Annotated in this window: 10 protein-coding genes; 5 read left to right on the top strand and 5 right to left on the bottom strand. The window is 69.2% G+C overall.

Features of this window, described 5'->3' with window-relative positions:
• Positions 1-92: 92 nt before the first annotated feature.
• The gene (locus AB8O64_RS04855; RefSeq protein WP_370418030.1) at positions 93-4,988 is read right to left on the bottom strand and encodes a CHAT domain-containing protein; all 4,896 of its coding nucleotides are present in this window, start codon (positions 4,986-4,988) and stop codon (positions 93-95) included.
• Between the two features lie 105 nt (positions 4,989-5,093).
• Between AB8O64_RS04855 and AB8O64_RS04860 the strand changes: the two genes are divergently transcribed.
• On the top strand, positions 5,094-5,486 hold the full coding sequence (locus tag AB8O64_RS04860; RefSeq protein WP_370418031.1) for a hypothetical protein: 393 nt from the start codon (positions 5,094-5,096) through the stop codon (positions 5,484-5,486).
• Entirely contained in the window at positions 5,483-6,415 is a 933-nt protein-coding gene (locus AB8O64_RS04865; RefSeq protein WP_370418032.1) for a hypothetical protein, read from the top strand. Before AB8O64_RS04860 ends, AB8O64_RS04865 begins: the two co-directional genes overlap by 4 nt.
• Positions 6,416-6,814: 399 nt before the next feature.
• Here the strand turns inward: AB8O64_RS04865 and AB8O64_RS04870 are convergent, their stop codons facing one another.
• Entirely contained in the window at positions 6,815-7,891 is a 1,077-nt protein-coding gene (locus AB8O64_RS04870) for a hypothetical protein (RefSeq protein WP_370418033.1), read from the bottom strand.
• A gap of 138 nt (positions 7,892-8,029) precedes the next feature.
• Here AB8O64_RS04870 and AB8O64_RS04875 point away from each other — a divergent pair, with 138 nt between their 5' ends.
• A complete protein-coding gene (locus tag AB8O64_RS04875) occupies positions 8,030-8,140 on the top strand; it encodes a PQQ-binding-like beta-propeller repeat protein (protein ID WP_370423794.1) in 111 nt (36 codons plus the stop codon).
• Positions 8,141-8,251: 111 nt separating this feature from the next.
• Here the strand turns inward: AB8O64_RS04875 and AB8O64_RS04880 are convergent, their stop codons facing one another.
• Complete coding sequence (locus AB8O64_RS04880; RefSeq protein WP_370418034.1) at positions 8,252-8,398, bottom strand: hypothetical protein; 147 nt, start codon at positions 8,396-8,398, stop codon at positions 8,252-8,254.
• Between the two features lie 224 nt (positions 8,399-8,622).
• Between AB8O64_RS04880 and AB8O64_RS04885 the strand changes: the two genes are divergently transcribed.
• On the top strand, positions 8,623-8,829 hold the full coding sequence (locus tag AB8O64_RS04885; RefSeq protein WP_370418035.1) for a hypothetical protein: 207 nt from the start codon (positions 8,623-8,625) through the stop codon (positions 8,827-8,829).
• Positions 8,830-8,996: 167 nt separating this feature from the next.
• Here the strand turns inward: AB8O64_RS04885 and AB8O64_RS04890 are convergent, their stop codons facing one another.
• Both AB8O64_RS04890 and AB8O64_RS04895 read right to left on the bottom strand, forming a co-directional pair.
• A complete protein-coding gene (locus AB8O64_RS04890; RefSeq protein WP_370418036.1) occupies positions 8,997-9,443 on the bottom strand; it encodes a hypothetical protein in 447 nt (148 codons plus the stop codon).
• Between the two features lie 442 nt (positions 9,444-9,885).
• Positions 9,886-10,275: an RICIN domain-containing protein gene (locus AB8O64_RS04895; RefSeq protein WP_370418037.1), complete on the bottom strand. Its 390-nt coding sequence runs from the start codon at positions 10,273-10,275 to the stop codon at positions 9,886-9,888.
• Positions 10,276-10,625: 350 nt separating this feature from the next.
• Here AB8O64_RS04895 and AB8O64_RS04900 point away from each other — a divergent pair, with 350 nt between their 5' ends.
• Positions 10,626-11,144: a DUF3515 domain-containing protein gene (locus AB8O64_RS04900; protein WP_370418038.1), complete on the top strand. Its 519-nt coding sequence runs from the start codon at positions 10,626-10,628 to the stop codon at positions 11,142-11,144.
• Positions 11,145-11,739 lie beyond the last annotated feature (595 nt).

The following is an 11,739-nucleotide window of genomic DNA, read 5'->3' on the forward strand; positions in this document are numbered from 1 at the left end:
CCGGCTGAACCGGTGAATGGAAACGATCGAAGCAGCCTGGTTGTCACAAGCGAGGCATAGGCGACGGGCGGGCGGAGGGGAACTGGCCTCGCTCAGCGTCCCGTGTAGGTGAAGCCGGCCCAGAAGTACGGGTGCGCGTAGGGCCTCGTCCCCACCCACAGCAACCGGGGGGCGGTCCCGGAAGGACCGGAGCCCACCGTGTCCGGGAAACGTTGCTGAAGCTCCTGGTTCGTGGCGTCCCTGAGCCACAGCTGCGCCCGGTGCAGTGCTTCCGACGGCTCCCCGTCCTCCTCCCAGTAGTCGTAGAAGGCCGCCATGAGCAGGTTGGTCGCATCGTCCGGCACCTGCCACTGCGATGCGACGACCCCAGCGGCGCCGATGACCAGGAACGCCGACGACAGATTGACCGACTCATAGGACGTATGGATCCCGGAGACGGTGGTGGAACAGGCCGACAGCACGGAGAGCCTGGCGTCGATCCGGGTGTCCATGAGTGTGCCGAGCCTGAGGTGTTCCCCACCGGACAGACGCAGTGAGCTCTCCAGAGGGCGGAAGAGCGACACGGCCCCGTGGCAGGCGAAGTGGAGCACGTCGCAGGCAGGCAGGTGCTCCAGGGTGCGGGCCACGGTGGCCTCGCCGCCCTGGAGACGGATGTGGTCGGGGAAGCGCCGGAGCGCGGCGGTCATCTCGGCGTCCGTGCGCAGCGGCGCCGTGTCCGGCTCCGGATCGTCTACCGCGAGGAGTCGTGTGCGAAGCCTCGTGGCCGGGCCCCGCCGGCTGTGAGCGCGACGCGTGGCTTGGGACAATGCCCTGGCGTTGGGCGCGTAGGTGACGCGGATCAGGTCCAGAGCGTAGGTGTCTCCCGGCGTGGGCTGCACCTTCGCGGATGCCCGCGCCGCGTGGAAAGGCAGGAACGACAGCGTCCCCGCAGGGATGAGCGTGATGGCCCGGTGGCCGGCCATCGCCAGGAGCACCGGCTTCATGACAGCCGTCCAGAGTGCGGCGGTGGTTGCGCCGATGACGGGCATGACGGTCGGCCCCTTCGCGCTGAGCAGGTGCGCCGCGAAAAGATTGGTGATGTCTTCGTTCAAGGGCAGTTGGACTTGGCCGGGGCGGTCTTTGCCGTGCTCGATCGTGAGGGCCAGCCCGCCCCAGGGCGTGGCGAGCAGGTACACGAGGGGCTGCGCCTCGGCTGCGGCGTCGATGTCCTGCAGTCCCGGCGGTTGGAGGAAGTCGCCGAATCCGTCGACTTCGCGGATCTCGTCGATGAGGCTCTTCAGCGCCTCGCGCCGCCTTTTGAGGGGTTCTGCCCATTGGCCGGCTGCGGCCGGGGCGCCGGGCCGGCGTACGCTGCCCTCGTTCGCAGGGTCGAGGAGCGCCTCCAGCTCCGCGATGGCGTGCGTGTGGTCGTGGTAGCGGCGGACGAGATCACCGCGTCCGGCGTCGGCGAGCCGGCTCAAGTCGGCCGGTTCGCGTTCCATCGCCTCGGACAGCATCGCGGCCAGTCCGCGCTCGACGATGACGGCGGCCGTCGCCGTGTCGCCGAGCTGTGCGCACGCGTACGCGCCGAGGCAGCTGAGCCAGCCCAGCTCAGCGGCGGCGGCTTCCTTGTGGTCGCGCACCAACTGGTTTCGCACGGAGGTCTCGTGGTGGGCCAGTCCGAGTTCGGCGGCCTCGACCGCTTCGGCCCAGGCCCCGCGGTCCCCTGCCCACTCGGCCCAGACCCGGTCCCCTCGGCGGAGGCGGAAGCCTTGTTCGACCGCTGTTCTGCAGGCTGATCGCATGGTGGCTGTCGCACGCGCGGCGTCCTCCTGCGAGCCGTCCCGGGAGTACCTGAGGATCAGTGCCTCACCGAGGACGGCCAGATACGAGGGCAGCAGCGCCGACGCTGTGGTCTCGTGCGAAACGCACCGTTCGATCAGGGTGATGGCTTCGTCAAGGGCCTCTGGGGCGTGCGTCTGCTCGTACCGGTGCATAAGGACGGACGCCAGGTTGTGCAGGGGACGTGTTCCTACCTGCGTCGTAGGACGGCCGTGCAGAGCGTCGCGCAGTGAGGTGATCACCTTGTCGAGCATGGCCGGGTCGGGGGCCAGGTCGTCGAGCCTGAGCTGTGCGGTTGCCAGATCGGCCGCGCGGCGCCACCGCAGGGCCGACTGCGGGTCGGTCGCCTCCTGCAGCTCGCGATAGAGGGAAACAGCTTCCTGGAGATCGCCGACGTCGTGGAGCTGGTGCCCCCGGTTCTCCAGGGCGATGGCGAGCTGCCTGACGAGTTCAGGATCGGCCTGCTCCCCGTAGCCGGCCCTGAGGACTTCGACCGCCTGGTCGAAGTAGAAGAGTTCTCCCGTCGCGATCCCCAGCGTGTAGAGCGCAGTGCCGTACTGCTCGACGGTTTGCGGTTCCGGAGGGTTCCCGGCCGCCAGCTCCTTGAGGATCGCTGCTGATCGGTGCAGTGCGTCCACGTCACCGGTCGCCTCGTAGAGCACGCCGAGGCAGATCCCGTGGACCTGAGCCGCCAGGGCCGGGTCCGTCCCGTCGGTCCCGGCTGCGCGTGTCTCCTCGAGGATCTGTACGGCCTTTTGCACGAGGGTGACGTCCCCGGTGTGCTCGAAGAGGCGGACGAGCAGGATCGCTGTGCGGCAGCGACTCCTGCACGTGGCGACGTCGATCTCCGTGAGCCTGCGGTTGATGAGTGTATGTACGCGGCGTGCTGGGAGGGAGTCCACTCCCGCGGCGTAGCCGTCCTCCAACAGCGTCTCGCACAGCAGATAGACGACATGTTCATGGAGCTCGCTGCCGCTGGGGGCGAGATCGGCCGCCTCGCTGAGCAAGGTGACGGCAGCGGCCGTGTCTCCGACGTTGCGCCGGTCCAGGAGCAGTCCGGCGAGGTGGTGGACGGCCGCCAGCCGGCCTCCCGGGCCGCACTCTTCGGCCACTTCGTGGCCCAGTGCGATGGCCTTGTTGAGGGAGTTCCGGTCGCGGGTCGTCTCGTAGTGGAATGCGAGCACATCCCTCGCCCGGGCGCGGACCTGGGAGCGCTCGTCGCCGCCCAGTTGACGCGCCGCGGCGAGGTGCCGGACCGCGGCCTCACCGAGGGTGAGGGCCCGACCGATGTCCTCGGCTCTCGTCTCGGCACTCACGTGGGCCCGGTACGCGAGTGCCTGCGCCAGCTGGCTGTGGATCAGGGCTTGTCCGTCGGGGGCCGCGTCCTCCGCGAACTCGAGGGCGTCCAGCAGCTTCACCGCCTCGTCGGCATCCTCCAGGGGGACACGGCCCGTGCGGTGTGTCAGCAGCGCGGCGGCGAGGTTGTGGGGCAGCAGACCCATGAACCGAGGCCGGCAGCGCTGCCACAGCTCACGCATCTCGTCGATGATCCGCCGACGCAGTTCGTACGGGAGATCATGTCCGCCGAGATTCGTCGCCTCGGCGGCCAGCACCAGGGCCCGTGCCCTGAACTCCTCGGAGGAGCCGGGCCATTGGGGGGCATCCAGAAGCGTGGCCGCTGCCTGTGCGGCGCTCTCGGCGCGCGTACCGGTGGCACGGTGGCTTTCGATGGCGTCCACAAGAGCCAGGCACTGTACGGCCAGCTCGTCGTCGGCCATGCCCGCGACACCGGACTTCTCGGCGAAAGCCCCGTCGATGCCGATCTCCAGGCACTTTTCCACGAGCCGCTGATGCTGGCGCCATGAAGACGCGTCGATGTCGTGCCCCAGCGCCTCGGCCTTCGCCGCGTTCCGGGCCAGTGCCTCCGCCACGGCCCGCATGTTCTCCGAATGGGCCAGCAACAAGGCCCGCGTATCGGTCCACGTGTCCGTGTCGCACAGTTGATGCGCGAGTGACTCGGCGAGCTGTCCAGGTTCGGGCCCTGCCGGATGCGTCTCGTCGCCGGACTGTGTCGGCACCAGACCACGGTCGAGGTCGGCCAGACAGACGCGGGCCATCTCCGCCACCCGGGGCACGGGAGCGGCCAGGCAGATCTCCCAGTGACGCCGCGCCTGCGGGCGCCGTCCGAGGTTGGCCAGGGTCGAGCCGAGATCGAACCGTGCGCGCCAGGAATGCTCGGGATGGCCCGTGGCGAGGGCCTCTTCGAGGGCGTGCTCGGCCTCGGCCAGGCGTCCGGTGGTGAGGAACAGCTCACCGATGTTGGTGAGGGACCGCGCCTGTTGATCGGGGTCCGGCATGGCCACGGCCGTTCGGTACGCGGCGAGTGCATCACTCACCCGGCCCAGCTCGGCGAACATCAGACCCAGATTGACCGCCGAGTCAGCCAGGCCCTCGGCGATGGCGATCCGGAAAGCAGGCTCGGCGGACTCCGGGTCGCCGGCCCTCTTGAGCAGATTGCCCAGGTTGTTGGCGGCCCACGCTCTGGTGGCGGGTAAGGCTTCCGCGATCGCCGTCCGGTACGCCCGTTCCGCTCCGGCAGGATCGCCCCGGCGAGCCAGGAGCACGGCCAGGCTGAACGCCGCCTGACCACCCTCGGGGCCCTCGTGGCGAGCCGCGTACGACAGCAATTCGATGGCCCGGTCCGGCTCGTCGTGCGTCAGCAGCATCGCGAGCGCCTGGGCGGCGAAGCCGGATTCCCGTGTGTCCCCGGCGACCGCGCTTTCCAGGGCCGAGACCGCCGCGGCCTCGTCTCCCAGGGCCTGGTACGCGGCCCCGAGATAGATGTCGACGATGGTCCGCTCCTCTGTGGTGCCCAGGACTCGCGCGCGGTCGAGCACGCGGATCGCCCGCTCGCCGTCACCCCGGTAGAGATGCAGCAGGCCCATGTTGGTCCATTGCCGGGCGGTCAGGGAGTCCAGAACGGCACCGGGATCGAGCCCGCAGGCGAGACGGACCGCCGTGTCCATGTCGTAGCGGTCGAGCAGCATGGCGTGGGCGGCGACGAAGTCGCCGACGTCGTGCGGCCCCAGTGCCAGCATCTCGGCGAGCACCGCAGCGACCGCCGCGGGCTCGTACTGCACCGGCACACGACGGCTGGGATCGTTCAAATTTCCCCCCGGTGGATGACCCCGCACACAATGCCCTCATTGTCCCTCAACCACCCATGGCTGAAACGGCATTGTGGTTGAATCGTCCGGGGGGGGTGGGTGAGCATGAGCGAAGAACTTCTGATCACCGCCAGGACAGTCCGCGGATACCTCAAGGAACTCCTCGGAGCCGACGAAGCAGAGCGGATGAACCAGCTCCTGAACGCGCTGCTGGTCCGGGCCGCACAGGGCGACGATGTCGATGAGGAACTCGCGGCAGTCTTCTCGGCCGACGCGACACTGCGCGCTTTCGCGTCGGCCGTTCTCACCGACGCCGAACACCGCCCGCCCCGCGTCCGTGAGGTCAGGCTCTCGGGCGACGGCGAGATCGTCGACATCGACCGGTACCAGTGCCCCGAGGGCGACGTGATCTGGTACCGCTTCGACGTCGGCGAAGAGATCCCGGACTGCCCCACCCATGGCGGGCGCCTGAGTCCCGCGGAATCCGGCCCCGCGTGATCGGCAGATTTTGGGAGTCCGTCGGCGGCAAACTGGCCGACCGGTGGGCGGGCGCCTCGGGGCCGGCCCTGGTGTTCTGGGTGGGCGGGCTACTCGCGTGGCTGCTCGGCCATGGCGGCTGGCACCGGCTCACCGACCTCGGCACCTGGCTTCAGCGTCAGTCCGCCGCGGGCCAGGTCGCCGCACTCCTCGCTCTGCTCCTCGGCATCGCCACCAGCAGCGTGGTGGTGGGCTGGGCGGTCGAGGGCACGCTGCGGCTGATGGAGGGCTACCCGACCCGGCCGGTCGCATTTCTCCGGCCGTTGCTGCTGCGGTGGACCCGACGCTCGGCACAGCGCGTCCTCACCGAGCTCCAAGAGCTCGCGGTCGAGATCGCAGAAGGACGAGCCACGCCGGACCAGCGAGCCCGCTTCCAGCACCTCGACCGCCGGCGCCGGGACTGGCCCAGCCGGCCGGACCGCTACATGCCCACCCGTGTGGGCAACATCCTCCGCGCCGGGGAGAGCCGCCCGGTGGACAAGTACGGCTTGGACCCGGTCGCGGTCTGGCCCCACATGTGGCTGCTTCTCCCCAGCCAGGTGAGGCAGGACCTTGTCGCGGCACGGACGGCCCTGGACGGCGCGGTCGCCGGATTCCTCTGGGGCCTGCTGTTCTCCGTCTTCACCGTCTGGACCCCATGGGCCCTGCCGGTGAGCGCCGCGGCGGTCACGATCACCTGTTTCTTCCTGCTTCCCGCCCGGGCCCGCAGCTTCGCCGACGTCGTCGAGGCGGCCATTGACCTGCACCGGATCGACCTGTACAAGCAGCTCCGATGGCCGTTGCCCGGCGATCCGGTGGCGGAGAGAGCGAGCGGGCGTCTCCTGACGAAGTACCTGGTCCGCGGGATCGGTACACCGGAACCCGCGTTCACGCCCCCCAGCGATCCCTGAACGGCTACCCCCGTTACGTTTTCCGCGGTCCTGCAAGAGGGCCGCTGACCTCCGGGCTCGGCATGGCTGTTCCCCCTGTGGTGACCTGAGTTGGAGATTCGTCATCAACCCGGTACGAGTCGTCCAGGGCAGAAGGTGTGGGCACCCGCGAGGGATCCGGGCAGGCAGGGATTCACGCGCCGAGCGGTCGTGCTCACACCCCCAGTGCCGCCTGCAGGGTGCAGCCGATGGCCGGACGCTTTTGACCGGGCTCGCGGTCACAAGGCCTGTTCCAGCCCCCCGGGTCATGGCCACCCGGTGGGCAAGCGACTACACCTTCCACTGCGCCTTGGCCACCGCGGCCCACGGCCCATAGTCAGCTTGGCTCCGGGACCTCGGCAAACAGCCGTCAGACACTGACTAGGGGTTCTCCTGCAGGGTGAGGCCGTAGTAATCGACGTGGTAGTCCCCGACACTCTGTGCGTGGTCGGTCAAGCTGAGGTCCTTCGGTGAGGAGACGCCAAGGTCGCGCAGGGTGGCGACCATCATGCGGGCCAGTCGGCGGCCGTCCACCTCGCCAATGCCGAAGTCCCCCGAGTGGTAAGGGGCCTCGTGCCAGTGGTCCAGGGCGGCGGGGCGGGTGGCCTGCGGGATCCAGCCGAAGGAGGTCGGATCGGTGACGCCCTCTCCGAGGCGCTCCGGGTCGTAAATGATCTCCAGTCGGTCGCCGCAGAGGAGGTGGAACAGAATCGGGCCGTAGGTACCGGGCACCAGGGCGTGGAAGCCGAAGTCAAGCTCGATGCCGAGAGCGTGCGTCTCGGCGGGGAGGGTGTCGAGGAAGTCACCGAGGGCGTGGGAGAAGACGTCCCAGTCGTCGGTGCGCCAGCGGCCTGGGAAGCCCAGGCCCGCGTTGGCGGGGTCGCGGCGGCTGCCGAAGAACCCGCCGAGGGCGTAGTGCTCACCGTGTCCCTGCCGCCAGAACCAGTTCTCCACCGGGTCCGTCGGCTGGAGCAGCAGCTCCGGGCCGTGCTCGCCGGCGTGCAGCTCCAGCGTGTTCTCGCGCTCACGCCAGCGGAGGAAGGGGCTGCCCCACAGCGGGGCGGAGTCGTAGAACGGGCCGGGGTCGCCGTACGCGCCCATGAGGGAAGCCGGACCGAACTCCTGCGTCAGCACCTCGGCAACCGCCCGGAAGGCCGTCGCCTTCCCCACGGCACCGCCCTCGTGCAACGCAACGGGCACATACAGCCCGACGTACTCCTCGCCGCCGTGCACGTAGTCCTTCTCGAAGCGGTCCACCGGGCGCAGCCGGGGCGTCCACTGAGGGGAGGTGTCAGGCGCCGGCCCCGTGGCCAGCCGCGGTCCGGCGGCGCCCTCTTGCCACTGCCAGCCGAGGCCCTCGACCACTGCCCGCAGCGCCGACCCGCTCCAGCCGCCGGTCTCCGCTCCCCTCAGCCGTCGTGCCAGCTCCACCACTCGCGCTTCGTCCCAGGCCCCCACCGCGAACTCCTCATTCCGATCCGTGTTCGTGCGAGAGACCTTGCCATACGGCACTGACAAGAGCTCACCGGCCGCCTCTGGGTGCCTCCCTCGCCGGGCTCCCGGCAGTGACGGCGGCCACTTACTGCCCTACCGCGGCTGGTCCGGCGGTTTGACGCCGGCGATCTGGTGCGCTCGTCACTGGCAGTTGCTGACGGCACCGTCTACGTCGGCAGCGACGATGGGAATCTGTATGCGGTGCGAACGTGACAGCAGGCGCGATCAACGCCCCCCACGCGGTAGCAGCGGTATCGCGTTGAGTGACACGCATGCCTGGCGCTCCGCCACCACAAGAAAGCGAGCCCTCACGGTTTCGTGCAGTCACCCGCCGTACGGCGCTCCGCTTCGCAGGCGTGCGGCGTCGACAGCGGCTGCGATCGCGTGGCGCAGGGCAGGGCGGTCGACCTGCCGGTCCTCGCAGCGCGGGCAGTCCCGGCCGGAGTCGAGCAGCGCGCCATCGTCCGTCACACCGAGGCTCGGCGCACTCCTGGCGCTGCGGCAGGCCCAGGACGATCAGCCATCCCACCGGATCCGTGATCGGTCCGGCCAGCCTCATCTGGTCCACCAGGCGCCGAGCGAGCCCGTCCGCGAGGACCTGTACCGCTCTGCCTCCACTACCGGGGCAGGCCGTGCCGATCAGATGGAGATCGTCTCGGTGAGCCAGCCTCGCCCTGTCCGTTCCTCTGCCGTCTGTGGCGGCGGACCGCTACGGCGAGCAGCTGCAGCGCGCGGCTGCCGAGAAGCGTGTGGCCGCCGAGGCTTATGCAGGCCAGGTGCTGGACGCTGATCTGACCAGGATCCGCTTCGTCGAAGGCGCCCGCTCCTTCATCAGCCAGCATGCCGCGGGCTTCGCCGAGCGCTTCGGCCCAGGCCCCGCCGGCCGCGCCTACGCCGCCTGAGCCACGCCGCATGTTCCTTCAGAGCGATGTGCCCTGGCTGCTCGACATCGCGCACCAAGAGCTTCCCGGTGACCCGGAGGTCGTGGACTGGGGCTCACTCGAGGCCGCCCGGGCCCGGCACTGCTTCGAGGTTCTCGACGCCCGCGCCGGCCGCGCCACCTGTCTCGTCATCCGCCGCCATGCCCGACGATGTTGCCCTGGACGGACCGCTGGCGCGGACGGTGCCGCGGGCGCGGCCGACCCGGCCAGGTGGCCCAGCGCAGGGTGTCGGCCTCCTCCGGCGGCAGCAGGCCGGCGCCGATGAGCGCGGCCCGGCCTGCCTGATGTCCGGCGATCTCGTAGCCGCGCGCACAGGAGTCCACCTCGTGGAAGGAGCCGTCCGTCAGCAGGACCGTGGCCGCCACGCCCCCTAGCCCCTCCAGCAGGCCCGCCCGCAGCGCCGGAAGGTACTCGGCGGGCAGCCGCTTCCCCGGCACGGCGTTGAGCAGCTCCAGCCCACCGCCGGAGCCTGGCGGTTCGAAGTCCGCGACGATGTGCGCGTACGGCCCGCAGGCACCAATGTTCAGCTTCACCCGCACGCAAACGCTTGGCACGGGAACGGGAAGACTGGTCATGACCGCCACCGTACGGTCGCCACGACCGGCCTACCAGCGCTTTTATCCTGCCGGGGCTCCCCCGTGTGTGACTCCCGATAGAACTGTGTGCACCGAGCTGGTGGGCCAGGCGCCGACCGGCCAGGCGCAGGTTTCCGGTCCGGGGGTGTCGTCCAGGAGATGGGGGCTGTTGTTGCGGACGCTGCGCACCGCGGTGGTCACCGCGCGGGCGTCGAGGTCGCCGTGGGCGCGGACACGCTGAGCCGCGTCCTGGTATTCGTCTCCGGTGAGAACGCGCCGTGCGGTGAGGGTGGCTCAATTCTGTCGGCTGACAGCATGAGAATCGCCCCACCCTCACTGGGCGGGGCGATTCTCACCTCAGCGCCAAGGCTTCGGCGCCACTACGCCTGCTCGGCTTCTCGCTGGGCGGGTTTCCCGGTTGAGCGAGCCTGGGCCTGGCATTTCACCCAGTGCCGTAGCTCCAGGCCTGCCAGGTCTTATTGGCGTTCTGCCACTGCTGGACGCGGGCGCCGTTGGCGTCGCTCCCGCCATCGATCTCGAGAACCTTCTGGCTGTTCTTGTTAAAGATCTGACCGCCGGCGAATCCCCAGCACTGTGTGTCGCCACCCGAGCAACTCCACTGCTGCGCCGGAGCCCCGTTGTCGGTGCGGGAGTCTGCGATCTCCAGGCACTTTCCGCTGTTGACGTTTATGATGCGGTACCAGCCACCCTGGTTCTCAAACCGCCAAACGGCTCCAGCCTGGCCCCGACAGTCCCACATTTGAGCGCGGGCGCCATTGCTCTTGCTGGAGCCGTCGATCTCCAGACACTTCCAGTTCCAATTATTAACCAAGGTGTCAGGGTTGTACGAGCTTCACTAAGCGGGAATGGGAAACATGCCACAAAGCAAGAGGTAGACTTACTGCGGGTCCATCCGAACTGGTTTTACCTCGGATCGATCGCCAGAATGGACGCCGCAGTCAGCATCACCGGTCATAGCCCTGGACGTCCTGTTCACACCCACCCCCACCTCACGAGCCCCCCAGCTCAGCAAGATCATATATCGGTGAGCGCACTCGGTGGCCAGCCGATTTCCGGTCTCCTCCTCCCCCCCCGGCGACTGCCCTGTGAAGGTCAGAGGAGCTGCGCCCAGCACTGCAAGCTCTCCGAAGCCCGCAGCGACCCAGGGGGGCTTGTATCTCTATGATCAGCCTGGTGAAGGCTCTCCCCCGCCGGTGGCTCGGCTTGCCCGTTATCGCTGCCCTGCTCGCTGCTGTTGGCTGCTCGGCCACTAACAGGGCTGCGAGTGACCTGCCGGCACCCACACCAACTGGTCAACAGGCCGCGCACTGCAGCGCACTTCACACGAAGCTGCCAGCCACCCTGGAGGGCATGAAGCGACACGCCCTCCAATCAGACTCAGACTTCATCGCCGCCTGGGGAGAACCCACGATCACTCTGCAATGCGGCGTGTCGCGCCCCTTGATCGTCACACCGGGATACAAGCGCTACAACCCGTATGCGCCCACCATTGAGATTGGTGGTGTCGAGTGGTTGCCGGAGGAGCAGCCGGACGGCAGCGTCCGCTGCACAACCTCAAAGCGAGAGGCATGGGTTGAGGTCACAGCCACACCGAAGTACGCGAAAAATAGCGGCGAATTCGGCATGCTCACAGGCCTCTCTGATGTGGTAGCGAAGACAGTGCCCTACGGAACGATCTGAACCCACACCGCAACCTGTGCATACCGAACGAACTGAAAGTGCCCCCGCAGCCGACACCGCCTGACCCGCGCGGGCCCCCCCAGGGGCCAGCGCCCCAGCACTACGGGGCGATGCTTCCGGTGGCCTGCAGGTGAGCGAGCACGCGGTCGGCCAGGCCGGCGCCCCGGGATCGCCGAGCTCGCGAACATCGCGGCGGCGGCCGGCGCGGACGAGGCCGCTCTCGCCTGGGAGACCCACGAGGTCGCCGCCGCCTGGGAGCTGCCGATCGTCGGCCCGGCGCCGTGCATGAACATAGTGCTCGCCACCCGAGACGGGCACGTCCTGCACCAGTTCCCGTATGACGAGCAGCTCCTGTCCCGCAGCCCCGAGGGCTGGGCGTCGGTCGCGCCCGACTGGTGGCCGGCCCCCGCGCCGCAGCCCGGCGGCGAGCTGATGCCGCCGTTCCAGGCCGCAGTGTACTTCTCCTTCACTCCGATCGAGCTGGACCACCCCGGGCGCCCATCGCATCCTTCGTGTCCCGCTATCGGGTGGGTCGTTGACAGAACATGTGGTCGTGGCCGGGGTCGGCAGCGCGGTCGAGGGCCAGGGGTGCCGG

It is taken from the genome of Streptomyces sp. QH1-20 (genome assembly GCF_041283565.1).
Classification (GTDB): Bacteria; Actinomycetota; Actinomycetes; order Streptomycetales; family Streptomycetaceae; genus Streptomyces; species Streptomyces syringius.

Excerpts from the sequence above, each read along its gene's own strand:
- AB8O64_RS04860 (WP_370418031.1), top strand. The coding sequence starts at position 5,094 with ATGAGCGAAGAACTTCTGATCACCGCCAGGACAGTCCGCGGATACCTC.
- AB8O64_RS04890 (WP_370418036.1), bottom strand. The coding sequence starts at position 9,443 with ATGACCAGTCTTCCCGTTCCCGTGCCAAGCGTTTGCGTGCGGGTGAAG.
- AB8O64_RS04900 (WP_370418038.1), top strand. The coding sequence starts at position 10,626 with ATGATCAGCCTGGTGAAGGCTCTCCCCCGCCGGTGGCTCGGCTTGCCC.